General features: G+C 71.9%; 22 protein-coding genes and 1 pseudogene. 15 read left to right on the forward strand and 8 right to left on the reverse strand.

The window, feature by feature from the left end; all coding sequences use genetic code 11:
• The first annotated feature begins 7 nt into the window (after nt 1-7).
• From nuoL to nuoN, 3 genes are read left to right on the forward strand one after another with little or no spacing between them, the layout of a single operon-like run.
• Nucleotides 8-1903, forward strand: a complete 1896-nt coding sequence (gene nuoL, locus H300_RS0112480; RefSeq protein WP_028427693.1) for an NADH-quinone oxidoreductase subunit L — start codon at nt 8-10, stop codon at nt 1901-1903.
• Nucleotides 1904-1906: 3 nt separating this feature from the next.
• The gene (locus H300_RS0112485; RefSeq protein ID WP_028427694.1) at nt 1907-3514 is read left to right on the forward strand and encodes an NADH-quinone oxidoreductase subunit M; all 1608 of its coding nucleotides are present in this window, start codon (nt 1907-1909) and stop codon (nt 3512-3514) included.
• A gap of 8 nt (nt 3515-3522) precedes the next feature.
• A complete protein-coding gene (nuoN, locus tag H300_RS0112490; protein WP_028427695.1) occupies nt 3523-5184 on the forward strand; it encodes an NADH-quinone oxidoreductase subunit NuoN in 1662 nt (553 codons plus the stop codon).
• A 133-nt stretch (nt 5185-5317) separates the two neighbouring features.
• On the opposite strand, the gene H300_RS0112495 is transcribed toward nuoN, so the two are convergent.
• Nucleotides 5318-5809 carry a hypothetical protein gene (locus H300_RS0112495; protein WP_028427696.1) on the reverse strand — a complete coding sequence of 164 codons (492 nt, stop codon included), beginning with the start codon at nt 5807-5809 and terminating at the stop codon, nt 5318-5320.
• A gap of 46 nt (nt 5810-5855) precedes the next feature.
• A complete protein-coding gene (locus H300_RS0112500; RefSeq protein WP_028427697.1) occupies nt 5856-7214 on the reverse strand; it encodes a fumarylacetoacetate hydrolase family protein in 1359 nt (452 codons plus the stop codon).
• A gap of 161 nt (nt 7215-7375) precedes the next feature.
• Here H300_RS0112500 and H300_RS0112505 point away from each other — a divergent pair, with 161 nt between their 5' ends.
• Both H300_RS0112505 and H300_RS0112510 read left to right on the forward strand, forming a co-directional pair.
• On the forward strand, nt 7376-8386 hold the full coding sequence (locus H300_RS0112505) for a polyprenyl synthetase family protein (protein ID WP_028427698.1): 1011 nt from the start codon (nt 7376-7378) through the stop codon (nt 8384-8386).
• Between the two features lie 270 nt (nt 8387-8656).
• A complete protein-coding gene (locus H300_RS0112510) occupies nt 8657-9913 on the forward strand; it encodes a hypothetical protein (protein ID WP_028427699.1) in 1257 nt (418 codons plus the stop codon).
• A 141-nt stretch (nt 9914-10054) separates the two neighbouring features.
• Here H300_RS0112510 and H300_RS0112515 read toward each other — a convergent pair whose 3' ends face one another.
• The gene (locus H300_RS0112515) at nt 10055-10504 is read right to left on the reverse strand and encodes a VOC family protein (RefSeq protein WP_028427700.1); all 450 of its coding nucleotides are present in this window, start codon (nt 10502-10504) and stop codon (nt 10055-10057) included.
• Nucleotides 10505-10611: 107 nt separating this feature from the next.
• On the opposite strand from H300_RS0112515, the gene H300_RS0112520 reads away from it, so the two are divergent.
• Nucleotides 10612-11247 (forward strand): ABATE domain-containing protein, encoded by a 636-nt coding sequence (locus H300_RS0112520; RefSeq protein WP_028427701.1) that lies wholly within the window; start codon nt 10612-10614, stop codon nt 11245-11247.
• Between the two features lie 159 nt (nt 11248-11406).
• On the opposite strand, the gene H300_RS0112525 is transcribed toward H300_RS0112520, so the two are convergent.
• From H300_RS0112525 to H300_RS30150, 5 genes and pseudogenes are all read right to left on the reverse strand, one after another.
• Nucleotides 11407-12771: a M28 family metallopeptidase gene (locus H300_RS0112525; protein WP_078515944.1), complete on the reverse strand. Its 1365-nt coding sequence runs from the start codon at nt 12769-12771 to the stop codon at nt 11407-11409.
• A 114-nt stretch (nt 12772-12885) separates the two neighbouring features.
• Entirely contained in the window at nt 12886-13926 is a 1041-nt protein-coding gene (gene rarD / locus H300_RS0112530) for an EamA family transporter RarD (RefSeq protein ID WP_028427703.1), read from the reverse strand.
• 252 nt (nt 13927-14178) lie between these two features.
• Complete coding sequence (locus H300_RS0112535; protein ID WP_028427704.1) at nt 14179-15294, reverse strand: 2-oxoacid:ferredoxin oxidoreductase subunit beta; 1116 nt, start codon at nt 15292-15294, stop codon at nt 14179-14181.
• Nucleotides 15287-17212 carry a 2-oxoacid:acceptor oxidoreductase subunit alpha gene (locus tag H300_RS26580; protein ID WP_051269993.1) on the reverse strand — a complete coding sequence of 642 codons (1926 nt, stop codon included), beginning with the start codon at nt 17210-17212 and terminating at the stop codon, nt 15287-15289. The genes H300_RS0112535 and H300_RS26580 overlap by 8 nt, the downstream gene beginning before the upstream one ends.
• Nucleotides 17213-17468: 256 nt before the next feature.
• Nucleotides 17469-18059 (reverse strand): annotated as a pseudogene (locus H300_RS30150) (sensor domain-containing protein); the annotation flags it as partial.
• Between H300_RS30150 and H300_RS31850 the strand changes: the two are divergent.
• The 9 genes from H300_RS31850 (at nt 18000) to H300_RS0112590 (ending at nt 25157) form a co-directional block, all read left to right on the forward strand.
• Entirely contained in the window at nt 18000-18173 is a 174-nt protein-coding gene (locus H300_RS31850; RefSeq protein WP_199779180.1) for a hypothetical protein, read from the forward strand. The pseudogene H300_RS30150 and the gene H300_RS31850 overlap by 60 nt on opposite strands.
• Nucleotides 18174-18518: 345 nt before the next feature.
• Entirely contained in the window at nt 18519-18896 is a 378-nt protein-coding gene (locus H300_RS0112555; protein WP_028427706.1) for an NADH-quinone oxidoreductase subunit A, read from the forward strand.
• Nucleotides 18887-19516 carry a NuoB/complex I 20 kDa subunit family protein gene (locus H300_RS0112560; protein ID WP_028427707.1) on the forward strand — a complete coding sequence of 210 codons (630 nt, stop codon included), beginning with the start codon at nt 18887-18889 and terminating at the stop codon, nt 19514-19516. The genes H300_RS0112555 and H300_RS0112560 overlap by 10 nt, the downstream gene beginning before the upstream one ends.
• Nucleotides 19513-20505 carry an NADH-quinone oxidoreductase subunit C gene (locus H300_RS26590; RefSeq protein WP_078515945.1) on the forward strand — a complete coding sequence of 331 codons (993 nt, stop codon included), beginning with the start codon at nt 19513-19515 and terminating at the stop codon, nt 20503-20505. The genes H300_RS0112560 and H300_RS26590 overlap by 4 nt, the downstream gene beginning before the upstream one ends.
• 1 nt (nt 20506) lies before the next feature.
• Nucleotides 20507-21463 carry a complex I subunit 1 family protein gene (locus tag H300_RS0112570; protein WP_028427708.1) on the forward strand — a complete coding sequence of 319 codons (957 nt, stop codon included), beginning with the start codon at nt 20507-20509 and terminating at the stop codon, nt 21461-21463.
• 4 nt (nt 21464-21467) lie between these two features.
• A complete protein-coding gene (locus H300_RS0112575) occupies nt 21468-22004 on the forward strand; it encodes a NuoI/complex I 23 kDa subunit family protein (RefSeq protein WP_028427709.1) in 537 nt (178 codons plus the stop codon).
• Complete coding sequence (locus H300_RS26595) at nt 22001-22684, forward strand: NADH-quinone oxidoreductase subunit J (RefSeq protein ID WP_037980149.1); 684 nt, start codon at nt 22001-22003, stop codon at nt 22682-22684. The genes H300_RS0112575 and H300_RS26595 overlap by 4 nt, the downstream gene beginning before the upstream one ends.
• Complete coding sequence (gene nuoK, locus H300_RS0112585; RefSeq protein ID WP_028427710.1) at nt 22684-23106, forward strand: NADH-quinone oxidoreductase subunit NuoK; 423 nt, start codon at nt 22684-22686, stop codon at nt 23104-23106. Before H300_RS26595 ends, nuoK begins: the two co-directional genes overlap by 1 nt.
• Nucleotides 23103-25157: an NADH-quinone oxidoreductase subunit L gene (locus H300_RS0112590; protein ID WP_028427711.1), complete on the forward strand. Its 2055-nt coding sequence runs from the start codon at nt 23103-23105 to the stop codon at nt 25155-25157. The genes nuoK and H300_RS0112590 overlap by 4 nt, the downstream gene beginning before the upstream one ends.
• Nucleotides 25158-25161: the final 4 nt, after the last annotated feature.

The raw sequence follows: 25161 nt of genomic DNA on the forward strand, positions 1-25161 counted from the left end.
TGAACCAGTGGAGTCAATGATCGGACTGCTCGTCGCGGCGCCGCTGCTCGGCGCGGCCGTGCTGCTGTGCGGCGGGCGCAGGCTGGACCGGACGGGCCATCTGCTGGGCACCGCACTGGCCGGGGCCTCGTTCGTCCTGGCCGCGGTGCTCTTCGCGGACATGCTCGGGCGCTCCGGCGAGGACCGCACCCTGCACCAGCTCCTGTGGAGCTGGGTGCCGGTGAACGGATTCCAGGCGGACGTCGCCTTCCGGCTCGACCAGCTCTCGATGACCTTCGTCCTGCTGATCACCGGTGTGGGCACGCTGATCCACATCTACTCGATCGGCTACATGTCGCACGACGAGCGCCGCCGCCGGTTCTTCGGGTACCTGAACCTGTTCCTGGCCGCGATGCTGGTACTCGTCCTCGCCGACAACTACCTGCTGCTGTACGTCGGCTGGGAGGGCGTGGGCCTCGCCTCCTTCCTGCTCATCGGGTTCTGGCAGCACAAGCCGAGCGCGGCCGCCGCCGCGAAGAAGGCGTTCCTCGTCAACCGCGTCGGTGACGCGGGGCTCGCCATCGCCATCTTCCTGATGTTCACCACCTTCGGCACCTTCGCCTTCGGCCCGGTGCTGGACAGCGCGGAGCAGGCGGGGCAGGGCACCCTCACCGCGATCGGCCTGATGCTGCTGCTCGCCGCCTGTGGCAAGTCCGCGCAGGTGCCGCTCCAGTCCTGGCTCGGTGACGCGATGGAGGGCCCGACCCCGGTCTCCGCCCTGATCCACGCGGCCACCATGGTCACGGCAGGCGTCTACCTGATCACCCGCTCCGGGGCGATCTTCAACGCGGCCCCCGACGCGCAGACCGCGGTGGTCGTGGTCGGCGCCGTCACCCTGCTCTTCGGTGCGCTCGTCGGTTGCGCCAAGGACGACATCAAGAAGGCACTCGCCGGCTCGACCATGTCGCAGATCGGCTACATGATCCTGGCCGCCGGGCTCGGTCCGATCGGCTACGCCTTCGCGATCATGCACCTGGTCACGCACGGCTTCTTCAAGGCCGGCCTCTTCCTCGGCGCCGGCTCGGTCATGCACGGCATGAACGACGAGGTCGACATGCGGCGGTACGGCGGCCTGCGGAAGCACATGCCGGTCACCTTCGTCACCTTCGGCCTCGGTTACCTGGCGATCATCGGCTTCCCCGGCCTCTCCGGGTTCTTCTCCAAGGACGCCATCATCGAGGCGGCGTTCGCCAGGGGCGGCACCCAGGGCTGGGTTCTGGGCATCGTCACCCTGCTGGGAGCGGCCCTCACCGCGTACTACATGACGCGCGTGATGATCATGACGTTCTTCGGCGAGAAGCGCTGGCAGCCCGACGCCGAGGGCAAGGAGCCGCACCCGCACGAGTCGCCGCGGTCCATGACCCTCCCGATGGTGGTGCTGGCCTTCGGCTCCGTCTTCGCCGGCGGCCTGTTCAAGCTGAACGACGCCTTCGTCAACTGGCTGGAGCCGGTCACCGCGTACGAGCACGGGCATCCGCCGCTGAGCGTCCCGGTCATCACCGGCCTGACGGTCGTCATGCTGCTGATCGGCGTCGGCGCCGCGTGGGCCCAGTACGGACGGCGCCCGGTGCCGGCCGTCGCCCCGCGCGGCAACGTGCTGGTCCGGGCGGCCCGCCGTGACCTTCTCCAGGACGACTTCAACCACGTGGTCCTGGTCCGCGGCGGCGAGCACCTGACCCGGAGCCTGGTCTACGTCGACCACAAGCTCGTCGACGGCATGGTCAACGGCACCGCCGCCGGCTTCGGCGGCCTGTCCGGACGGATGCGCAAGGTCCAGAACGGCTTCGCCCGCAGCTACGCGGTCTCGATGTTCGGCGGTGCGGCGCTTCTGATCGCTGCCACCCTGCTGATGAGGGCGGTCTGAGTTATGTCTGCAAGTTCCTTCCCGCTGCTGACGGCCACGGCCGTCCTGCCCGCGCTGGGGGCGATCGCCACCGCGGCGGTCCCGGCCGTCCGGCGCGTCGCGGCCAAGTGGCTCGCGTTCGCCGTCTCACTGGCGACACTGCTGCTGGCCGGGGTCGTCATGATGCGCTTCGACCCCTCGGGCGACCGGTACCAGCTCACCGAGTCGCGCGCCTGGATCGCCGAGTTCGGGGTCCGCTACGAACTCGGTGTGGACGGCATCGGGGTGGCGATGATCGCGCTCACCGCCCTGCTCGTCCCGTTCGTCATCGCGGCCGGCTGGTACGACGCCGACCCGCTGGAGGACGAGCAGCCCAACCGGCGGTGGCGTCCCACCCAGGGCTTCTTCGCGCTGATCCTGATGGTCGAGGCGATGGTGATCATCTCCTTCGCCGCCACCGACGTGTTCCTCTTCTACATCTTCTTCGAAGCCATGCTCATCCCGATGTACTTCCTCATCGGCGGCTTCGGCGACCGGGCCCACTCCGGCGGCGAGGAGGAGGGCTCGCGGCAGCGCAGCTACGCCGCGGTGAAGTTCCTGCTCTACAACCTGGCCGGCGGCCTGATCATGCTGGCCGCGGTCATCGGCCTCTACGCCGTCACCGCCGACCAGCTCGGCGAGGGCACCTTCTCGCTCCAGCGGATCGCCGAGGCCCGGGCAGCCGGTGAGCTGACCATGGCCACCAACACCGAACGGCTGTTCTTCCTCGGCTTCTTCCTCGCCTTCGCGATCAAGGCGCCGCTGTGGCCGCTGCACACCTGGCTGCCCAACGCCATGGGGGAGTCCACCGCACCGGTCGCGGTCCTGATCACGGCGGTCGTCGACAAGGTCGGCACCTTCGCGATGCTGCGGTTCTGCCTCGGGCTCTTCCCGGAGGCCAGCGCCTGGGCCACCCCGGTGGTGATCGTGCTCGCCCTCGTGAGCATCGTCTACGGCGCGCTGCTGGCCGTCGGCCAGCGGGACATCAAACGACTGGTGGCCTACGCGTCGCTGTCGCACTTCGGCTTCATCATCCTGGGCATCTTCGCGATGACCAGCCAGGGCCAGAGCGGCGCGACCCTGTACATGGTCTTCCACGGCGTCTCCACCGCGGTGCTGATGCTGATCGCCGGCTTCCTGATCTCCCGGCGCGGCTCCCGGCTGATCGCCGACTACGGCGGTGTGCAGAAGGTAGCCCCGGTCCTGGCCGGCACCTTCCTCGTCGGCGGGCTGGCCACGCTCTCGCTTCCCGGGCTCGCGCCCTTCATCAGCGAGTTCCTGGTCCTGGTCGGCACGTTCAGTCGCTACCCGGCGGCCGGGATCGTCGCCACCGCAGGCATCGTCCTGGCGGCGCTCTACGTTCTGCTGCTGTACCAGCGGACCATGACCGGACCGGTGGAGAAGCCGGAGATCGAACGGATGCCGGACCTCGGGGTCCGGGAGATCGCCGTCGTGGCACCGCTGATCGCGCTGCTGATCCTCCTCGGCGTCTTCCCGAAGCCGCTGACCGAGATCGTCAATCCGGCGGTTGAGCACACCCTCTCGGATGTGCAGAAGACCGATCCCGTACCAGAGGTGGAGGCCGCGGAGTGAGTGCGCACATGAGCACAGGGCCGAGTGCGGGGCTGGAGGCCTCCGTGCACGGACTGTGGACAACGGGGGCGCCGGCCGCCGGCACCCCGTCGATCGAGTACCTCCAGCTCTCGCCCGCGCTGATCGTGCTGGGTGCGGCCGTACTGGGCATCGTGGTCGAGGCGTTCGCGCCGCGGAAGGCCCGCTACACCGCCCAGGTGGCGCTGGCCCTGGCCGGACTCGCCGGCGGTTTCGCCGCCGTGCTCGGCCTGTCCTTCAACGGGTACGCCACCACCAAGGCGGCGATCGTCGGCCTCGGGGCCATCGCCGTGGACGGACCGGCGCTCTTCCTCCAGGGCGTGATCCTGCTGGTCTCGCTGGTCGCCGTCTTCACGTTCGCCGAACGGCGGCTGGAACCGGCGGCCCACGGCTCCCGGGTGGACTCCTTCGCCGCCCAGCCGGCCTCGGTGCCCGGCGGCGAGGGGGAGAAGTCCGCGGTCAAGGCCGGCTGGACGACGACCGAGATCTTCCCGCTGCTGCTCTTCGCGGTCGGCGGCATGATGATCTTCCCGGCGGCCAACGACCTGCTGACGCTCTTCATCGCGCTGGAGGTCTTCTCGCTGCCGCTGTACCTGCTCTGCGCACTCGCCCGGCGCCGGCGCCTGCTCTCGCAGGAGGCCGCGGTGAAGTACTTCCTGCTCGGGGCCTTCTCCTCGGCATTCCTGATCTTCGGTATCGCGCTGCTCTACGGATACGCGGGAACCGTCGGCTACGAGGGCATCGCCCGGGTCGTCGAGGGCACCGTGGCCGAGCCCGACCCGGCGCTCGCCTCCGTCATGGGCAACGACGTGCTGCTGCTCATCGGCGGAGCCATGGTGCTGATGGGTCTGCTGTTCAAGGTCGGCGCCGTGCCCTTCCACATGTGGACCCCGGACGTCTACCAGGGTGCCCCGACACCGGTGACCGGCTTCATGGCGGCGGCGACCAAGGTGGCCGCCTTCGGCGCGCTGCTGCGGCTGCTGTACGTGGTCCTTCCCGGGCTGAGCTGGGACTGGCGCCCGGTGATGTGGGGCGTGGCCATCGTGTCGATGCTCGTCGGCGCGATCGTGGCCATCACCCAGACCGATGTGAAGCGGCTGCTCGCCTACTCCTCGATCGCGCACGCCGGCTTCATCCTGGCCGGCGTCATCGCCACCACACCGAGCGGCATCTCCTCGGTGCTGTTCTACCTGGCGGCCTACTCGTTCGTGACGCTCGGCGCCTTCGCGGTGGTGACACTGGTGCGCGACGCCGGCGGCGAGGCCACCCACCTGTCCAAGTGGGCGGGGCTGGGACGCAGGTCGCCGCTGGTGGCCGCGGTCTTCGCGGTCTTCCTGCTGGCCTTCGCGGGGATTCCGCTCACCTCCGGCTTCGCCGGCAAGTTCGCCGTCTTCAAGGCCGCCGCGGAGGGTGGCGCCGGAGCCCTCGTGGTGGTCGGCGTCCTCGCCTCGGCGATCGCGGCGTTCTTCTACATCCGCGTCATCGTGCTGATGTTCTTCAGCGAGCCGAAGGCGGACGGTCCGACCGTCGCGATTCCCAGCGCCTTCACCACGGCGGCGATCACCATCGGCGTGGTCGTGACGCTCGGACTCGGGGTGGCGCCGCAGTACTTCCTCGACCTCGCCTCCCAGGCGGGGGTCTTCGTCCGCTGAGCGGGCCGGCCCCGGGCCGGAGCGCGGGAGCCGGAGCGCGGTGGGGCCGGGACGGATGTCCCGGCCCCACCGGCCTCCCGCGGCCTGTGCCTCGGTGGTGCTCGGTGCCGCGGTGGTGGCTCCGCGGTGGTGCTCAGCTCTCCTGCGGGACCAGGTCCTCCAGATCGCCCAGGTCAGTGGGCACGTCCTTCGGGGCGTCGGCGACCTTGGTGAACGTGTCGGTGTCACCGCCGTTCCACGTCACTTCCATGGTGCCGTCGCCGATGCTCTCCACCGTGCCGTTGGTGCGCTCCCCGCCACCGCCGTCCGGGCACTTCAGGGCGAGCGAGGGCTTGCCGGTGTCGGTGACCCGACCGGTGCAGGCCTGGTCGGCGCGCATCAGGGTGGCCCCGTCGGCGAGCACGCTGAGGACGAAGTCCTCGCCGTCCACCGTGGTGTTCCAGATGCCCTGGACGCTGCCGGGCTTGGCCTCGGCGTCCGAGCCGCCGTTCCCGCTCTCCTCGTTCGCGGTCGCCGAGGAGGAGCCCGGCGCCGTTTCCTCGTCCCCGCCGCTTCCGCATCCGCTCACGAGCAGCACCGCCGCCATGACCGCGGCTGCCCCCGTGTATCGCGCTGACGTGCGCACCTGCTTCTCCTAGGTAGTCGATCGGGTCGTTCGGATGGCGGTCAAGCTAGCAGGCGATCCGGCCGCTGACCTCGCCCAGGCCCACCCGGCTCTCCCCCGGTCCCGGCGCCCATGCGGTCAGGGTGACCTCGTCGCCGTCCCGGAGGAAGGTCCGACTGCCCTCGGGGAGTTCCAGCGGCTCCTGACCGCCCCAGGTCAGCTCCAGCAGGCAGCCCCGCTGATGAGGTTCCGGGCCGCTGACCGTCCCCGAGGCGAACAGGTCGCCGGTGCGCAGCGAGGCTCCGCCCACGGTCAGGTGGGCCAACTGCTGGGCCGCTGTCCAGTACATGGCCGAAAACGGCGGTTCGGCGATCACGGTGCCGTTCAGCGACACGGTGATCCGCAGGTCCAGACCGGCCGGTTCGGTGCGGGAGTCGTCGAGGTATTCCAGGAGCGGGTGGCTGCGGGCGGACGGTGCGGTTCGGGCGGAGTCCAGCGCCTCCAGCGGGGTGATCCAGGCGGAGACCGAGGTGGCGAAGGACTTGCCGAGGAAGGGGCCGAGCGGTACGTACTCCCACGCCTGGATGTCCCGGGCCGACCAGTCGTTGAGCAGGCAGACGCCGAAGACGTGCTCGCGGAAGCCGGCTTGCGGCACCGGCTCGCCCATCCGGGAGGGCGTGCCGACCACGAAACCGACCTCGGCTTCGATGTCGAGCCGCTGCGAGGGGCCGAATTCGGGGCCCGCGGGCGCTGCTCCTCCGGCGCCCCCGGCCTGCTCCTTCGGCGCGGCCCGGCGCTGACCGTGCGGCCGCACGATCTCCGTGCCGGAGACCACGACCGTCCCGGCCCTGCCGTGGTAGCCGATGGGCAGATGCTTCCAGTTGGGGGTGAGCGGGGCGTCGTTCGGCCGGAAGATCCGGCCGACGTTCGTGGCGTGGTGCTCACTCGCGTAGAAGTCGACGTAGTCCGCGACCTCGAACGGCAGGTGCAGGGCGACCTCGTTGAGCGGCACCAGCAGCGAGGCGACGTCCGGTCGGTTGCTGCCGGAGCTACCGGAGTTGCCGGTGCCGCTGTGACCGGAGCTGCCGGCGGCGGCATCCGCAGCGGGAGCGTCCTCCGAGGGGGAAGCACCCTTCGGGGGGCCGCCCGCCGGGGAGGTGAGCCAGAGCCTGGCGTCGGTGCGGACCGCCGTCCACACCGTCCGGCCCGCGGCGAGCAGCGGATTGAGGGTGGGCGCTGCGAGGAGAGCGGCGTGGGGCGAGCCGAAGGCCTCCGCCGCAGCACCGAGGTCGAGTACATGGTCGCCGTACCGCACCCCGATGCGCCGTCGGCCAGGGGTGTCGGCCGTGCTGAAGACGCCGTACGGGAGATTGTTCCGACCGAAGAGGTGGTCCTCGGACAGATCGAGCGGGTTCTCTGCTGACATGGGGTGGAGCCCTCGCCTTCGAGGTCGTCGCCGGAATTCAGCCGCGAACAGGCTATCGAGGGACGTGGCTGCCGTGATCCCTATGTGACGGGATACGCTGCCCGGGGTGGTGGCAAACGACGCATTGACCAGAGCGATCGTCCGCAGACAGGAGACTCCTCGTGACCGTCGTCGGACCCTTTGGGCTGAGCGTGCGGGACCAGGCTCTTGAAGCCGATGTCCACGCCGGGCTCACGGCCGTCGAGGAGGGACTCTTCGAGGCGACCAAAAGCGGGGTCCCGTTCATCACAGAGGCCGCCCAGCACCTCGTGCGGGCCGGCGGGAAGCGGTTCCGGCCGCTGCTGGTGACGCTGTCGGCGCAGTTCGGCGACCCGTACGCCCCCGGAGTGGTGCCCTCCGCGGTGGTGGTCGAGCTCACCCACCTGGCCACGCTCTACCACGACGACGTCATGGACGAGGCCGACGTGCGGCGCGGGGTGCCCAGCGCGAACGTCAACTGGGGGAACTCGGTCGCGGTCCTCACCGGCGACTTCCTCTTCGCCCGCGCCTCGCACATCCTGGCCGACCTGGGCCCGGAGGCGGTACGCGTCCAGGCGGAGGCCTTCGAACGGCTCGTGACGGGTCAGATCCTGGAGACCGCGGGACCGCGGCCCGAGGACGACCCCATCGCCCACTACCTCGAAGTGATCGCCGGGAAGACCGGCTCGCTCATCGCCGTCTCCGGGCGCTTCGGCGCGCTGATGGCGGGGGCCGACGAGCAGGTCGTCAGTATCCTCACCCAGTACGGGGAGCGGATCGGCACGGCCTTCCAGCTCGCGGACGACGTGCTCGACATCGCCAGCGACACCCACGAGTCGGGCAAGACACCCGGCACCGATCTGCGCGAAGGGGTGCCGACCCTGCCCGTGCTCTACCTGCGGGCGATGGCGGCCGAGGGCGGCGCTCCGGCCGACCGGGACCTGTGCCGGCTGCTGGACGGCGATCTGACCGACGACGGCCGGCACGCCGAGGCGCTGGCCGGTCTGCGGGCGCACCCGGCACTGGAGCAGGCGCGGCGCGATACCGTCCGCTTCGCCGGGGAGGCACGGGACGCCCTGGCTCCGCTGGCCTCCTGCACGGCGAAGGACGCGCTGTCGGAGCTGTGCGACGCCGTGGTGCACCGCGCCGGCTGAACGAGCCCCGACCGGGCCCGCCGCCTCTGCCGGGTCCCGTCCGCGTGCCGCCGACCGCACTGCTGCGGCCGCGCCGCGGGCCTGCCGCCCCCTAAGGGGCGCTCCCGTACCGCCGTGTCGGAACTCATCCCGTGGACGGACACGGCTTGCCCCTGTCGGCTGACGTGGAAAGCCGGGGGATTTGTTGCGATGGTAGTACCACCCCGCATCGGTTCCGGCGACGGTGGCGGCCCGGGGTGGAAGCCGCCACGCACGGAGGATTGAGCAACCATGGCACGTACCCGAACCAGTGAGCCCGGCAAGAAGGCAATGCGTTACGCGGTACCGACGGCCGTGGTGGGAGTGGTCGCGGTCAGCGTGGGCCTGGTGCCGGCGCTCGCCGACAACGGTGACCCCGAGCTCCCCGGCATCAGCGCCGAGGAGCTGGTCGCCAAGGTCGCCGCCTCGGAGGTCGACCAGTTCTCGGGGACGGTCCGGGTCAGCACCGACCTGGGACTCCCCGGCCTGCAGAGCGGCGCGGCGGACCTGCTCGGCGATGCCGTGCCGAGCCCGTCCCAGGGGAGCGGCAGCGCCGACCCGAGCGAGAAGCTGACCGAGCTGGCGCTCGGCGAGCACGAGCTGGAGGTGGCGGCGGACGGTCCTGAGAAGCATCGGGTCTCCATGGGCAAGGGGGCGGACGAGTACGTACTGGTGCACAACGGGGACGAGGTCTGGGCGCACGACACCGCCGAGAACGCCGTCTTCCACGCCACCGCGCCGGAGGGCTCCGAGGACGGTGACGGCGGGAGCGAGAAGAACGCCCCGAAGGGCTTGGAGGGACTGACGCCGGGTGAGGCCGCCGAGCAGGCCCTGGACGCGGTGGGCGAGACCACCGCGGTGACGGTGGACGGCACGACACGGATCGCCGGCCGCGACGCCTACGAGCTCTCCCTCGCCCCGAAGAACGCGCCGGACTCGACGGTCGAGGCGATGCGGATCGCGGTGGACGCCGAGAACGGTGCCCCGCTGAGGTTCACGCTGGCGGCTGCCGAGGGCGGCAAGCCGGTGGTGGAGATCGGTTTCACGAAGATCGACTTCGGCAAGCCGACAGCCGGCACCTTCGACTTCACCCTGCCGAAGGACGCGAAGGTGACCGAGGCGGAGGAGTGGGACGGGGAGAAGAACAACGGAAAGGGCGCAGGGGAGGACTCGGGGAAGGACAGCCGGGGGCTGCCGGACCTCGGGGCGCTCCGCGGTCTGCCGGGCGTCGGCGCCCTGGGCTCCGGAGGGGAACCCGAGGTGCGCGGCAAGGGCTGGAACTCCGTCCTCACGGTCAAGGGCGAGGGCGCTTCGGACGCCGGGAGCGGCCCCGACGCCGACCGTGCGGGCGGACTGCTGGACGCCTACTCGGAGAAGGCCGAAGGAGACTTCGGTACCGGCCGGGTCTTCAGCACCCGCGTCGTCAACGTGCTGCTGACCGATGACGGTGAGGTCTACGCCGGAGCCCTCACCAAGGAGGGCCTGATCAAGGCCGCGGACGCCGGCTGATCACCCGCCCGGACGCCTGCGGACCGGTCGCTGCCGGTCGACCGGCAGCGACCGGTCCGTCCCGTTCTCCCCAGCACCGGCCCCGCGGTCCCGCCGCGGGGCCGGTGGCATGCTGCGCACGCTGCCTCCTCGGACCGCCGGTCAGCTGAGGCAGAACTCGTTGCCCTCGGGGTCGCTGAGCACGTCCCACTCCCCGGCGGGCTCCTGGACGTGGCGTATTCGGGTCGCTCCCAAGGCTTCGAGTCGCGTCAGCGTCTCCGCCCGCCGCCCGGGTTCCGGGTGGATGTCGATGTGCAGGCGGTTCTTGTCGGACTTCGGCTCGGGCACCCGAAGGAAGAGCAGCCTCCGGCCGAGGCCCGCTCCGGACTCCGGGTCGCAGGGGTCGTCCGGATGCCGCGCGCCCGCCGCGTCCGTCCAGGCGAGGCGCTCCCGATGCCGGGTCAGCACGGTGTCGTCCACCACGCCCGCGCCTCGGAGCCGCTCGATCAGGACGCTGTGGTCCTCCGCCAGGTAGCCGAGTGCGGCGGACCAGAAATCGGCCTGCGTGTGCGGATCGGCCGAGTCGATCACGAGTTTCCAGCCAAGTGCCATCGGATCTCTCCCTGCTCCCTGCTCTTCGGCCCGGTACCACCGCCGGCGACGACGGTGGCTGCGGCCCTCTTCCGTGCCGCCGCCTGGTAACCAGTTATAGTAGTTACATGACGGAAGCCGCAACGGGCCTGATCCTCCACTCACCCGAAGGAGTGGCGTTCCGCTTCGACCCCGGGGCGCTCTCGCTGGAGCTGCTCACCACCGGCGGGCCCGGCGCCTACGCCCGGTTCGAAGTGCTGCACCGCCCGGCGGACCTGGCCGTGTGGGCGGGGCGGTCCCGGCTCCGCCCCGCCCCGGACGTCCTGGTCACGGAGGAGGAGCTCGCCGCCGCCCGCCGACTGCGGGACGAGCTCTGGGTGCTCGCGGTCGACCGGGTGCGCGGGCTGCCGCCCCGGCGCGCGGCGCTGGAAGCGGTGAACGAGGCGGCCGCCCTTCCGTCACTGGTGCCCCGGCTCGGTCCGCCGGCCGGTGAGCACGGCGCGGTCGCCCGCGAAGAGGCCCTTCGAAGCCGCTGGGTGCAGCCGGCCACCGGTGCGCAGCTGCTCTCGACGGTCGCACGGGACGCGGTCGAGCTGCTGGGCGGCCGGTACGCCGACCGGATCAGGGAGTGCGCCGCCTCGGACTGCCCGCTGCTGTTCGTCGACACCTCCCGTCCCGGCAAGCGCCGTTGGTGCTCGATGGAGCGGTGCGGGAACCGGCACAAGGTGCGGGCCCTGCGCAGCCGCCGGGAGGAGGAGGCGTAGCCGGGGTCCGCGGTCCGGGGGCCCGAACCGAAGGCCGGGAACCCCGAGCAGGCGCCCCCGGGCCGGACCCTCGGGGCGCCGAGCCGAGGCCCCGGCCGTGGGACGACGGCCCGGCGGGGGCGACCGGGGCGCCGGACCGTCGCAGCGGACGTGCGGGGTTCAGAAGGTGAGCCTCCAGGCGTCGATGCGGCCGGTGTCGCGGGCGTGGGTGTCCTGGACCCGCAGTCGCCAGGTGCCGTTGGCGGGTTCGGCGGAGGCGTTCACGGTCCAGGTCTCGTGGACGTCGGGGGTGGAGTCGCCGCCGGCGCTCTTGAGCCGGTGGCTCGTGCCGCTGGGGCCGATCAGGTCGATGACGAGGTCGCCGCGGTAGGTGTGCACGATGTCCACGCCCACCCTCAGGTCCGAGGGCGCGTTGCCGGAGAGCCCGCCGACCGGGATGGCGGAGGTCACCGCGGGCCCGTTGTCCGGGACCGCCACATCACCGGTGTTCTCGAACACCTCGCCCGGCTCTCCCGGGTCGCCCGGACCCTCCTGCGCCAGGGTCCAGACGGCGTGGGCCAGCGCGTCGCTGTTGCGGTCCAGCGCGGTGTCGCTGATGTTCGCAGTGATGTCGCAGGAGCTGTGGTAGCAGCGGTCGAAGGCCTGGCCCGCGGTTCCGCCCCACTTCCGGGCCTGCGCGGCGGTCTTCGTCCGGCTCGCCCCGGTGAACAGGCCGCCCACCGGTATGCCGGCGTTCTTGAACGAGGCGTGGTCGGAGCGGCCGTCGCCCTCGGTCTCGATCTCGGTGGCGATGCCACGTTCCGCGTACCAGCCCTTGAGGACCTGCTCGATCCGCGGGTCGTCGTCGTACACGAAGTAGCCGGGGTTGGGCGAGGCGACCATGTCCAGGTTGAGGTAGCCGTCGATGGCGGCGCGGCGGCTGTTCGACAGGCTGTTCACGTAGTGGCGGGAGCCCAGCAGTCCCAGCTCCTCCGCGCCCCACCAGGCGAAGCGGAGCTGCTTCTCGGGTCGGAGGTCCGCGCGTGCGACGGCGAGCGCCGTCTCCAGTACGGCGGCGGAGCCGGAGCCGTTGTCGTTGACGCCCGCGCCGCTGGAGACGGAGTCCAGGTGCGCCCCGGCCATCAGCACCTGGTCCGGGTCGCCGCCCGGCCACTCGGCGATCAGGTTGTACCCGGTGCTCCCGGAGGCGGTGAACTGCTGGACGCTCGTGCGGTAGCCCGCCGCGTCCAGCTTGTCCTTCAGGTGGTTGACCGAGGCCAGGTAGCCGGGCCTGCCGTGGGCACGGTTGCCGCCGTTGGCCGCGGCGATCGACTGGAGGTCGTCGAGGTGCGCCTTGAGGTTGCCGAGCGGGATGTCGGGTGCCTCGGCGGCGGCGTGGACCTGGGCCGGGACGGCGGCGGGCTGGGCGGCCGCCGGGGCGCCGGCGAGCGCGCCGGCCGCAACGGCGGCGGCCAGTGCCGCGGGCAGCAGAGTACGGGGCAGGACCGGTCTGCGGTCACGGGGGCGCGGGGGGTGAGCAGGCATCGATGCCTCCACAGTCGTTTGACGTGGACATGATGCTCTGGTCCGGAGGGGGGCCTGTCAAGATGCTGTGCGCATAGCGGCGCCCGGTGTCAGCTGAGCGGACACGTGGGCTGGTCAGGCCCGCCGGCCGGAACGTCGGGTCGAGGGGTTCCCCGGAGCCTCGGTCGGCCCCGCGACCCCCGCCGTGCCCGCGGTGCCCGCGTCCCCGGACGCGAGCACCGCGGGGGAGTCCGGCACGGCGCGCGCCGCCGTGGCCCGCAACCGGCTCCGCCCCCGGTGGGCGTTGCGCAGTGCGTCGAAGGTCAGGATGCAGAGCGCCGTCCAGACCAGCAGGAAGCCGGCCCACCGCTCCGGCGGCATTTCCTCGTGGAACACCGCGAGGCCGAGCACGAACATCGTCGACGGTGCGACGTACTGGAGCAGTCCGACTGTGGAGAGCGGGACGCGGACGGTGGCCGCCCCGAAGAAGATCAGCGGCAGTGCAGTGGCCAGGCCCGCGCCGGCCAGCAGCAACGCGTGCAGCGGTCCCTCGGAGGTGAAGGTGGACTCGCCCCGGGTCCCGAGGAAGACCAGGAACCCGAGTGCGGGCAGGAACTGCAGCGCGGAGTCCGCGCTGAAGCCCTCCAGCCCGTCCAGGCCGGTCTGCTTCTTGATCAGTCCGTAGGCGGCGAAGCTCACGCTGAGGGCCAGGGAGACCCACGGGACCTCGCCGTAGGCGACGGTCATCACCAGCACGGCGAGGGTGCCGACGCCCACGGCCGCCCACTGGGCGGGGCGTAGTCGCTCGCGCAGCAGCATCACGCCGAGGGCGATGGTGATCAGTGGGTTGATGAAGTAGCCGAGCGAGGCCTCCAGGACCCGCCCGACGCTGACTGCCCAGATGAACAGGAACCAGTTCACCGAGATCAGCGCGGCCGACAGGACGACCAGGCCGAGCTTCCTCGGCTCCCGGAGCAGGGTGCGTATCCAGGCCCAGCGGCGGACGGCGGCCAGCATCAGGACGGCGGTCGGCAGCGACCACACCATCCGGTGCGAGAGCACCTCGCTCGCGGCGGTCTCCGCCAGCAGGTGCCAGTAGAGGGGGAGCAGGCCCCACATGCCGAAGGCGGTGAAACCGAAGATCAACCCGGTGCGGGTCTCACTCGTGGACGGCACGGGGACTCCCTTGGACGCCGGTGGCAGTCGAGAACGGAACTCCTCGACGGTAGCGCCGGGACGGCCCGCTTGTCATGTTCGTTTTGGTGTGACGGTCCTGTCATTCACGCTCCGGAGCCACCCCGGGGCCCCGGGCCGCGCCCCGGGCTCATCGGGCCGCGCCCGCCCGCTCCCTGGCCCGCGGGCGCGGAACGCCGAACGGCGGCCCGCGCCCCTCCGGGCCCGGACCGCCGTTCGCGGTGACCGTGCGGCTCAGCCGGCGACGGTCCAGGTGTCCTGGCCGTGCAGCAGGTTGGCGAGGTCGCCCTTGCCGTGCTGCTCGACGGCGCCCTCCAACTGGTCGGCCATCAGCGTGTCGTAGACCGGCCGCCGGACGCTGCGCAGCACGCCGATCGGCGTGTGGTGCAGGGTGTCCGCGTCGGCGAGCCGGGAGAGCGCGAAGGCCGTGGTGGGCGACTCGGCGTGGCTGTCGTGCACCAGGACGCCGTCGGTGCCGTGCTCGGCGATGTCGACGACCACCAGGTCGCCGGTGGTCCGGTCGCGGATGACGCCCTTGGAGCCCAGGCCGTCCCCGCCGTCCTCCTCGGCAAGCGGGACGCCGAAGCGGATCGGGTGGCCGTGCTCCAGCCGGATCACCGCCTCCTGCGCCTGCTGCTTGTCCTTGAGCACCTCGAAGGCGCCGTCGTTGAAGATGTTGCAGTTCTGGTAGATCTCCACCAGGGCGGTGCCGGGGTGTTGCGCGGCCTGCCGGAGCACCCCGGTCAGGTGCTTGCGGTCGCTGTCCACCGTCCGGGCCACGAAGGACGCCTCGGCGCCCAGGGCCAGCGACACCGGGTTGAACGGCGCGTCCAGTGAGCCCATCGGGGTGGACTTGGTGATCTTCCCGGCCTCCGAGGTCGGGCTGTACTGGCCCTTGGTGAGCCCGTAGATCCGGTTGTTGAACAACAGGATCTTGAGGTTCACGTTGCGGCGCAGCGCGTGGATGAGGTGGTTGCCGCCGATGGACAGCGCGTCGCCGTCGCCGGTCACCACCCAGACCGACAGGTCGCTCCGGGCGGTGGAGAGCCCGGTCGCGATGGCCGGGGCGCGGCCGTGGATGGAGTGCATCCCGTAGGTGTTCATGTAGTACGGGAAGCGGGACGAGCAGCCGATGCCGGAGACGAAGACCACGTTCTCCCGCGCCAGCCCGAGCTCGGGCATGAAGCCCTGCACGGCGGCCAGCACGGCGTAGTCGCCGCAGCCGGGGCACCAGCGCACCTCCTGGTCGGACTTGAAGTCCTTCGCGGACTGCTCGGCGTCGGCCTTGGGCACCAGCGACAGCGCTTCGGACGTGCGCGTCAGGTGTCCCTCGGCGAGAACGTCAGCCATGGTCGATGGCCTCCTTGAGGGCGGTGGCGAGCTGCTCGGCCTTGAACGGCAGGCCGCGGACCTGGGTGAGGGACTGCGCGTCGACGAGGTAGCGCGCACGCAGCAGGGTGGCGAGCTGTCCGAGGTTCATCTCGGGCACCAGCACCTTGCCGTAGGAGCGGAGCACCTCGCCGAGGTTGGCGGGGAAGGGGTTGAGGTGCCGCAGGTGGGCCTGGGCGACGGGCTGCCCGGACTTCCGCAGCCTGCGCACGCCGGCGGTGATCGGGCCGTAGGTGGAGCCCCAGCCGAGCACCAGCAGCGGCGCGTCGCCCTCGGGGTCGTCCACCTCGATGTCGGGCACCTCGATTCCGTCGACCTTGGCCTGCCGGGTGTGCACCATGAACTCGTGGTTCGCCGGGTCGTAGGAGATGTTCCCGGTGCCGTCCTGCTTCTCGATGCCGCCGATGCGGTGCTCGAGCCCGGGGGTGCCCGGTACGGCCCAGGGGCGGGCGAGGGTCTGCTCGTCCCGCTTGTACGGCCAGAACTCCTCGCCGCCGTCCTCCCGCACGTGGTTGGCCGCGGTGGCGAACTGCACACGCAGGTCGGGGAGGTCGTCGACGTCCGGGACCCGCCACGGCTCCGAGCCGTTGGCCAGGTAGCCGTCGGACAGCAGGAACACCGGGGTGCGGTAGGTCAGGGCGATCCGGGCCGCCTCCAGCGCCGCGTCGAAGCAGTCGCCCGGGGTGGCCGGCGCCACGATCGGGACGGGGGCCTCGCCGTTGCGCCCGTACATCGCCTGGAGCAGGTCGGCCTGCTCGGTCTTCGTCGGCAGCCCGGTGGACGGGCCGCCGCGTTGGATGTCCACGACCAGCAGCGGCAGTTCCAGTGAGACGGCGAGCCCGATGGTCTCGGACTTGAGCGCCACGCCGGGGCCCGAAGTGGTGGTGACGGCCAGCGAGCCGCCGAAGGCGGCACCGAGGGCGGCACCGATGCCGGCGATCTCGTCCTCCGCCTGGAAGGTGCGGACGCCGAAGTTCTTGTGCTTGGAGAGCTCGTGCAGGATGTCGGACGCCGGGGTGATGGGGTACGAGCCGAGGTACAGCGGCAGGTCCGCCTGCTGAGACGCGGCGACCAGTCCGTAAGACAGCGCGAGGTTGCCCGAGATGTTCCGGTATGTCCCGGTGGGGAACGTGTGGGAGGCCGAGGCGACCTCGTAGGAGACGGCGAAGTCCTCCGTGGTCTCGCCGAAGTTCCACCCCGCCCGGAAGGCGGTGACGTTCGCCTCGGCGATCTGCGGCTTCTTGGCGAACTTGGTCCGCAGGAAGTGCTCGGTGCTCTCCGTCGGCCGGTTGTACATCCAGGAGAGCAGGCCCAGCGCGAACATGTTCTTGGACCGGCCCGCCTCCTTGCGTCCGAGGTCGTAGCCCTTCAGCGCCTCCACCGTCAGCGTGGTCAGCGGCACCTTGTGCAGGGAGTACGCCTCCAGCGAGCCGTCCTCCAGCGGGCTGGTCGCGTAGCCGACCTTGGCCATCGCGCGCTTGGTGAACTCGTCCGTGTTGACGATGACCTCCGCGCCGCGCGGGAGGTCGGCGACGTTCGCCCGCAGGGCGGCCGGGTTCATCGCGACCAGCACGTTCGGTGCGTCGCCCGGCGTGAGGATGTCGTGGTCGGCGAAGTGCAGCTGGAACGAGGACACCCCCGGGAGGGTGCCTGCGGGGGCGCGGATCTCGGCCGGGAAGTTGGGCAGCGTGGAGAGGTCGTTGCCGAACGAGGCCGTCTCCGAGGTGAAGCGGTCCCCGGTGAGCTGCATGCCGTCACCGGAGTCGCCGGCGAACCGGATGACCACCCGGTCCAGGCGCCGGACATCTTTGGCGCGGTCGTGGCTGACCTGACTGGTCACGTGCAAGGACCTCCCTTGAGGCGGCGGCTCGCTGCCCATCGTACGTGGGTAAGGGTCGCCTTCCTGCGTCTGATCACATGATGGACGGTGAAGTGAGACACCTGGTGGACGCAGCGCGTTCCCCCCTGGGACAAGGACCTGCCACCCTGTCGGCATTCCCGAACCGCGTTGACCGGCACCGCGCTTGGGAACCACCACCTCGCGGGCCATTGTCACCGGGGTCGGCCCCGTTCGACCAGACCGCTACGGCTTGAGGAAGGTGAGCACCGCGAGCACCCGGCGGTGATCTCCGTCACTCTGTGAACTTCTCCTTGGCGCGGCCGAGGTCCATGGCGGGGGCGGCGAGTCGTGCCTGGGCGCCGCCGTGGAGGGCGCGTTCGATGCGGCGCAGGCCGGCGCTGGCGGTGTCGGTGACCCCCGACCGGTCCGACTCCGGTTCCGCCACCCGCCGCTCCAGCTCGTCGGACGGCGAGAGCAGCCCGCGCACCATCGCCCGATCGACCAGGGTCAGCCCCCGCGCCAGCCAGGGCAGTAGCGGCCAGGCCACGAAGAGGGCGGTCGGCGCGACGGTGAACGTCAGCACGCCCCACGGGAGTCGCACGAACGAGTAGAGCGCGTGTCGTCAGCCGACCGGGTCCCTCAGCGCGGTGCGCAGCCGGCAGAAGGACCCCTGCCGGAGCGGGCGCCGTGGTGAGGGCTCCTCGATCCGCATCCGCAGCAGCGCGCGGGCGCGGGTCCGCTCCCACCTGCCGAACAGGCGGCGGCCGAGCAGCCCCAGGGCCGGGAACGGCATCCCGATCACCGTGACCGACAGCAGCGCGCCCGTGTGGATTCACACGTAGACGTAGGCGAAGCCGACGAGGTCAGTCGGCAGGTTGGTGAGCAGATGGGCGACCTCCCGCTACGTCTGCGCGCCGAGGACCGGACGCGGGGTGGCAGCGCGGGTTCCGCGGCGGTCATGGCGGTCGTGGCGGTCATGGTGCCAAGACTGCCGCGCTGACCGCCATGGGGACCGTGAGTGGGCTGAGGTGGGGTCTCCCCACCCTGTGGTCTTCGGTGCCCCGGGCAGTGCCGGGCCCGGCCCGCGGGGGCGTGCCGGGCCCGGCCGTCGGAGCGGTGCGGACGGGACGCGCTGCCCGGGGCGCCCCGTCCGACCGGGCGGGGCGAAACGGGAGCAACCCGGCCGACCCGTTGACGGGGCGGGCCGGTCGCGAGGGCCAGGGCCTAGACTCCCGTGCGTACAGATCGCCGAAACACCAGCACGCAGCGGAACCCCCGGAACACCGCGACCCGCACAGCGGGCCCGGAACGGTTGACCCCAGCCCCAGCGACACCCCAGGGACGGATGGACGTGCCGGACTACTTCCACGGCTACTCGGTCGTCGGCCTGGTCGCCGTGGTCGGAGTGCTCTTCGTGGCCGTGGCCTTCGGCGCCGGCCGGCTGCTGCGGCCGGTCGTGCCGACGCGGGAGAAGATGCTCACGTACGAGTGCGGCGTCGATCCGGTGGGCGACGACTGGGCGCACACCCAGGTTCGCTACTACGTCTACGCGTTCCTCTACGTCATCTTCGCCATCGACTCGATCTTCCTGTTCCCCTGGGCGACAGTGTTCGCCGAGGCGGGATACGGCGGCACCACCCTGGTGGAGATGTTCGTCTTCCTCGGCTTCCTGACCGTGGGACTGCTGTACGCGTGGAAGAAGGGCGTCCTCACATGGACGTGACACCCGCCCCCGTCGACCTGCCCGACCCGTTGCCGCCCTCCGGGAAACCGTCAGCCCGGCTCGGTGCGCTGGCAGGGCTGGCACCGCAGCCGATGAAGGTGGTGCTCAACTGGGGCCGTCGCTACAGCCTGTGGGTCTTCAACTTCGGACTCGCCTGCTGCGCCATCGAGTTCATCGCCGCCTCGATGTCCCGCCACGACTTCATCCGGCTGGGGGTGATCCCGTTCGCCCCGGGCCCCCGGCAGGCCGACCTGATGGTCGTGTCCGGCACCGTCACCGACAAGATGGCCCCCGCCGTCAAGCGGCTGTACGAGCAGATGCCCGAACCCAAGTACGTGATCTCCTTCGGGGCCTGCTCCAACTGCGGTGGCCCGTACTGGGACTCGTACGCGGTGACCAAGGGCGTGGATCAGATCATCCCGGTCGATGTCTACGTGCCCGGCTGCCCGCCGCGCCCCGAGGCGCTGCTCCAGGGCATCCTCAAGCTCCAGGAGAAGATCGCCGGGGAGTCGCTGGCCGACCGCTACGGCCGCACCGCGGCGTCGGCCTCCACTGCCGCCTTGACCAGCCCCCCGGTCGGGCCCCCTGTCGGGGCCACCACGCCGGAGGGGGACCGGTGACCCCGGAACCCACCGGACCGGACCCGCTGCCGCGCCCCGCCGAGGAGCTGTTCGGCGAGGGGGCGGCAGCGGCCGCGGCCCACGGTCTGCTGACGGTCGACGTCCCCGCCGCTGCCTGGCTCCCGTCCCTGCTGACGGCCAGGGACGAGCTGGGCTGCACCTTCTTCGACTGGCTGAGCGCGGTCGACGAGGGCCCGGAAACCGGCTTCCGGGTCTGCGCCCACCTGGTCGCGCTGCCCACCGCCGGCGCCGGACTGCGACGGATGCTCGTCCGTACCGCCGTCCCGCACGAGGCGGCCGCATTGCCCAGCGCCACCGGGGTGTACGCGGGAGCGGCCTGGCACGAGCGGGAGACGCACGAGATGTTCGGTGTCGCCTTCCCCAACCACCCCGCACTGGAGCCGCTGCTGCTCCCGGACGGCTTCGAGGGCCACCCGCTCCGCAAGGACTTCGTGCTGGCCGCCCGGGTGGTGAAGGCATGGCCGGGCGCCAAGGAGCCGGGCGAGTCCGCCGCCGGGCACGGTGGACCGAAACGGCGGCAGATGCTGCCGCCGGGTGTGCCCGACCCCAACGAGTGGGGTCCGCTCAGGGGCCAGCTCCCGCCAGCCCCGTCCCGGCCCGCGCGCGGGCGGGCGGCGGCGGGCGAGGGGACGCCGCGCCGGAACCGCAGCGTGTCCGCCGGCTCGGCCGCCCAGCGCGTCGAGTCCGCGCCGCCCGCGCCCGAGGCGCCCGGCACGTCCGAGGCGCCCGGCGCCGCGGGGGCCGTCCGGCGCGGGCGCTCCGCCGACGCCCCCTGGCATCAGCCGGCACCCGACGCCGCCCCGGCACCCGAGCCGTCCACCGCACCGGAGCCCGGGCGCGGCCCCGGGGAGACCCCGGCCGCTTCCGACGAGGCCCCCTCCGGCGCGACCCCTTCCACCGCCGACGCCTCCGGCTGGGAGGACGGCCGTCCGCGCCGCAGCGGGCCCGAGAACGAGGGGGAGGACTGAGATGGACTTCCTCGACGTCGTCTGGCGCCTGCTGGCCGTACTCGCCGCCTTCCTCACTCTCCCGCTGATCGTGGGGCAGGCCGAGCACAAGGTGATGGCCCACATGCAGGGCCGGGTCGGTCCGATGGCGGCCGGCGGCTTCCACGGTTGGGCACAACTCGTCGCCGACGGTGTGAAGTTCGCGCAGAAGGAGGACGTGGTCCCGGACGCGGCCGACGGCCGCGTCTTCCGGCTGGCCCCCGCCGTGGCCCTGGTGCCGTACCTGCTGGTGCTGATCGCGATCCCGGTGGCCCCTGACGGGGTGGTCGGCCAGACGATCGACGCCGGCATCTTCTTCGTCCTCGCCGTGCTCGGCGTCGGGGTGATCGGCCAGGTGATGGGCGGTTGGGCCTCCGCCAACAAGTACTCGCTGCTGGGCGGCATCCGCACCGCCGCCCAGCTCATGGCCTACGAGCTGCCTCTGCTGCTCGGCGCCGCCTCGGTCGCGATGGCCGCGGGCACCCTCTCACTGCCGGGCATCCTGGACGCCTGGCAGTGGTGGTGGCTGCCCTGGCAACTCGTCGGTGCGTTCGTCTTCTTCACCGCGGGCGTCGCCGAGCTGCACCGGCCGCCGTTCGACGCGCCCCTCGCCCCCGAGGAGATCATCTTCGGTCCGCTGACCGAGTACGGCGGCCTCCGCTTCGCGCTGTTCATGCTCTCCGAGTACGCCGGGATCGTAGTGGTCTCCGCGCTGACCTCGGTCCTCTTCCTTGGCGGTTGGCACGGCCCCTTCGCCGACCGACTGGGCTGGCTGTGGATGCTGCTGAAGACCGGGGCGCTCAGCTTCCTGGTGATCTGGCTCCGGGTCGCCTGGCCGCGGCTGCGTGCCGACCAGATCCAGCGGTTCGCCTGGACGGTCCTCGTCCCCCTCGCACTCGCGCAGATCGCGCTCACCGGCGTCGTCAAGGTGGTGTTCTGAGAACATGGGTCTCCCCGGCTCCGGCCTGGCCAAGGGCCTGGCCGTCACGCTGCGCACGATGACCCGCCGTACGGTCACCGCGCACTACCCCGACGTGCAGCCCGAACTCCCCTCCCGCAGTCGCGGGGTGATCGGCCTGTTCGAGGAGAACTGCACCGTCTGCATGCTCTGCGCCCGGGAGTGCCCGGACTGGTGCATCTACATCGACTCGCACAAGGAGACGATCCCCGCGGCCGCCCCCGGCGGCCGGGAGCGCAGCCGCAACGTCCTCGACCGGTTCGCCATCGACTTCGCCCTGTGCATGTACTGCGGCATCTGCATCGAGGTGTGCCCGTTCGACGCGCTGTTCTGGTCACCCGAGTTCGAGTACGCGGAGACCGACATCCACGAACTCACCCACGAGCGGGACAAGCTGCGCGAGTGGATGTGGACGGTGCCCGAGCCGCCGCCGCTCGACGCGGCGGCCGAGGACCCCAAGGAGATCGCCGCCGCCCGCAAGACCGCCGACAAGCTCGCCGCCCGGCAGGAGGAGGACGCATGACGCCGCTCGCCGCGGCGGCGCCCGGCTTCCTGTCGCCCACCGGGGTGGAGATCGCCTTCCTGCTCGTCGGTGCGGTCACCCTCGGCGCGGCCCTGATCGCCGTGACCACCCCGCAGTTGGTGCACGCCGCGCTCTGGCTCGTGGTGGCCCTCGGCGGCATCGCCGTCGAGTACCTGCTGCTGACCGCGGAGTTCGTCGCCTGGGTGCAGGTGCTCATCTACGTGGGCTCGATCGTCGTGCTGCTGCTCTTCGGCCTGATGCTGACCAGAGCCCCCATCGGACGGTCGCCGGACGCCGACTCGGGCAACCGCCCGGTCGCGATCGGGGTCGCGCTCGCCGCCGCGGCCGCCCTGGTGACCGTCGTGGTGGACGCCTTCCGGACCGCCTGGATCGACCTGGACACCGTGCAGGGGGACTCCGCCACGATCGGGGCAGCCCTCTTCCGGCACTGGGTACTGCCCTTCGAGGCCCTCTCGGTCCTCCTGCTGGCCGCGCTGGTCGGCGCCATCGTCCTCTCCCGCAGCACCGGCGGTTCCGGCACCCGCAGTCCCGGCACCGGTAGCACCGGTAGCACCGGTAGCACCGGTAGCACCGGTAGCACCGGTAGCACCGGTAGCACCGGCAGTCCCGGCACCGGCGGTTCCGCGGACGCGCGGCGACCGGGGACGGGGGAGCGCTGATGCACCTCGTCTACCCCGCCGTCCTCGCCGCCCTGCTGTTCAGCGTCGGCCTCTACGGCGTACTCGCCCGCCGCAACGCGGTACTGGTGCTGATCTCCGTCGAGCTGATGCTCAACGCCGTCAACCTCAACCTCGTCGCCTTCGACGTCTGGCTGCGCGACGCGCTGCACGCCGGGCAGTCGCTGACCCTGTTCACCATCGCGGTGGCGGCGGCCGAGATCGGCATCGGCCTGGCGATCGTGCTCCAGGTGCACCGGAACTCCGGCACCTCCGACATCGACCGGCTGCGCGCCCTCGCCGAACCCGCCGGCGCCGTCCCGACCGACGGCACCACCGCGGCCCTCGACGGCGAACCCGGCACCCCGGGCCGCCGCGGCGGCCCGGACGGGAACGACCCCAGGAAGGCGGAGACCACCGCGTGAGCACCACCACTCTCGCCGTCCTTGTCCCGCTGCTGCCCTTCCTCGGCGCGCTCGCCGGGCTCGCTGCCGGGCGCCGCGCCCCCGGCTTCGTCCGGCCGCTGGCGGTGCTGCCGACGGCCGCCGCCGCCGTGCTGGCGGTGGTCGTCGCACTGCGGCAGGGCGGCGGCACCGGGGACCGGGCCCTCACCGCCGCCACCCGCCTCACCCCGACCGGGGACGCGTCGCTGCCGATCGAGCTGGCCCTCCACCTCGACGGGTTCGCCGTCCTGGTGGCGGTCCTGGTCGGCGCCGTCGCGACCTGCGTGCAGCTGTACTCCACCGGCTACCTGCACAACGACCCGCGCTACCCCTCGTACGCCGCGCTCGTCTCGCTGTTCACCGCCGCGATGCTGCTGGTCGTCTACAGCGACGACCTGATCGTGCTGCTGGTCGGCTGGGAGGTCATGGGCGTCTGCTCGTACTTCCTCGTCGGCCACTACTGGGAGACGGCCGCCGCCCGCTCCGCCTCGCTGAAGGCGTTCCTCGTCACCAAGCTCGGCGATGTGCCGTTCCTCATCGGTATCCTGGCGCTCGGTTCGCAGGCCGAGACCTTCCGGATCAGTACCCTCGTCACCCGGCTCACCTCCAGCCTCTCCGACTTCCAGCTCAGCCACCCCACGCTGATCGCCCTGCTGCTGCTCGCCGGCGTCGCCGGCAAGTCCGCGCAGTTCCCGCTGCACACCTGGCTGCCGGACGCGATGGCCGGACCCACCCCCGTCTCCGCCCTGATCCACGCCGCCACCATGGTCGCGGCCGGCGTCTACTTCGTCGCCCGGCTGCTGCCGGTCTTCACCGCCTCCGCCGTCGCCCTGGCGGTCCTGGCCGTCCTCGCCGCCGTCACCATGGTCGGATCGGCGCTCGCCGCCCTCGCCCAGGACGACGTCAAACGCGTCCTCGCGTACTCCACCGTCGGCCAACTCGGGTACATGACCGGCGCGCTCGCCGTCGGCGACCGCGGCGCGGCCGTCTTCCACCTCATCGCGCACGGAGCCTTCAAGGCGGTGCTCTTCCTCGGCGCCGGCGTACTCATCCACGCCGCCGGTACCAACTCCCTCGCCGCGATGTCCCGGATGGCCGGCCTGGCCAGGCGCGCCCCGGACGCGTACTGGACGATGACCGTCGCCCTGCTCGCCCTCGCCGCCGTCCCGCCGTTCGCCGGCTTCTTCTCCAAGGAAGCCGTCCTCTCCGCTGCCGAGCACGCCGCCCTCGACCCGTCGGGGCCGGTACCGGCCGCCGTCGGCTGGCTGGTCCTCGCCGCCGGCCTCCTCACCGCGCTGCTCACCGCCGCGTACGCCACCCGGCTGTGGCTCCGCGCCTTCCACGGCAGCGGCGAACCCGCCCCCGACCACGGTCGGCAGCCGCTCACCATGACCGCGGTGCTCTGGGTCCTCGCCGTGCCCGCCCTCGCCCTCGGCCTGCTGCACCCGGCGCTGAGCGACTGGTTCGACGCCGGCACCCTCGCCCCGACGCTCACCACCTCGGTCCTGGGCACCGGAGTCGCCCTCGTCGGCGGCATGGTCACCTTCGCCGCCTGGCGGCACAGCGTCGCCTTCGCCGCCGGCACCCCGATCGGTGCCGTCGCCGCCCACGGCCCCGCCACAGCCCACGGCCCCGCCGTCTCCCCGGCCGCCCCCGGTGACGGCCCCGCCGTCTCCGAGGCCGAGGCTGTCGCCACCCACCGCCCCGCCTACGGCAGCATCGCGGACGCCCCCGACCCCGCCGACCCCAGCCGGTTCCTGCTCGGCCCGCTGCACCGGCACGCCGCCGTCGGCTTCCACCTCGACGCGCTGTACGAGCGCGCCTTCGTCGCTCCCGTCCGCGGCGCCGCCCGACTCGTACGCTTCCTCGACCGCGAGGTCGTCGAGGCCTACGTCCGCGGCGCCGGGCGGCTCCCCGGCTGGCTGGGAGCCGCCGTCCGACGCGCCCAGACGGGCAACGTGCAGACCTACCTCAGTGCCCTGCTCGCCGGCTCCCTCGTGCTGGTCATCGCCGTCCTTGTCGCCGGAGCGTGAGCCG

It is taken from the genome of Streptomyces sp. TAA040 (assembly GCF_000424845.1).

Coding starts and splice junctions, on each gene's coding strand:
- H300_RS0112485 (WP_028427694.1), top strand. CDS start 1,907: ATGTCTGCAAGTTCCTTCCCGCTGCTGACGGCCACGGCCGTCCTGCCC.
- nuoN (WP_028427695.1), top strand. CDS start 3,523: ATGAGCACAGGGCCGAGTGCGGGGCTGGAGGCCTCCGTGCACGGACTG.
- H300_RS0112500 (WP_028427697.1), bottom strand. CDS start 7,214: ATGTCAGCAGAGAACCCGCTCGATCTGTCCGAGGACCACCTCTTCGGT.
- H300_RS0112510 (WP_028427699.1), top strand. CDS start 8,657: ATGGCACGTACCCGAACCAGTGAGCCCGGCAAGAAGGCAATGCGTTAC.
- H300_RS0112515 (WP_028427700.1), bottom strand. CDS start 10,504: ATGGCACTTGGCTGGAAACTCGTGATCGACTCGGCCGATCCGCACACG.
- H300_RS0112520 (WP_028427701.1), top strand. CDS start 10,612: ATGACGGAAGCCGCAACGGGCCTGATCCTCCACTCACCCGAAGGAGTG.
- H300_RS0112525 (WP_078515944.1), bottom strand. CDS start 12,771: ATGCCTGCTCACCCCCCGCGCCCCCGTGACCGCAGACCGGTCCTGCCC.
- H300_RS0112535 (WP_028427704.1), bottom strand. CDS start 15,294: ATGGCTGACGTTCTCGCCGAGGGACACCTGACGCGCACGTCCGAAGCG.
- H300_RS26580 (WP_051269993.1), bottom strand. CDS start 17,212: ATGGGCAGCGAGCCGCCGCCTCAAGGGAGGTCCTTGCACGTGACCAGT.
- H300_RS0112555 (WP_028427706.1), top strand. CDS start 18,519: ATGGACGTGCCGGACTACTTCCACGGCTACTCGGTCGTCGGCCTGGTC.
- H300_RS0112560 (WP_028427707.1), top strand. CDS start 18,887: ATGGACGTGACACCCGCCCCCGTCGACCTGCCCGACCCGTTGCCGCCC.
- H300_RS0112570 (WP_028427708.1), top strand. CDS start 20,507: ATGGACTTCCTCGACGTCGTCTGGCGCCTGCTGGCCGTACTCGCCGCC.
- H300_RS0112575 (WP_028427709.1), top strand. CDS start 21,468: ATGGGTCTCCCCGGCTCCGGCCTGGCCAAGGGCCTGGCCGTCACGCTG.
- H300_RS26595 (WP_037980149.1), top strand. CDS start 22,001: ATGACGCCGCTCGCCGCGGCGGCGCCCGGCTTCCTGTCGCCCACCGGG.
- nuoK (WP_028427710.1), top strand. CDS start 22,684: ATGCACCTCGTCTACCCCGCCGTCCTCGCCGCCCTGCTGTTCAGCGTC.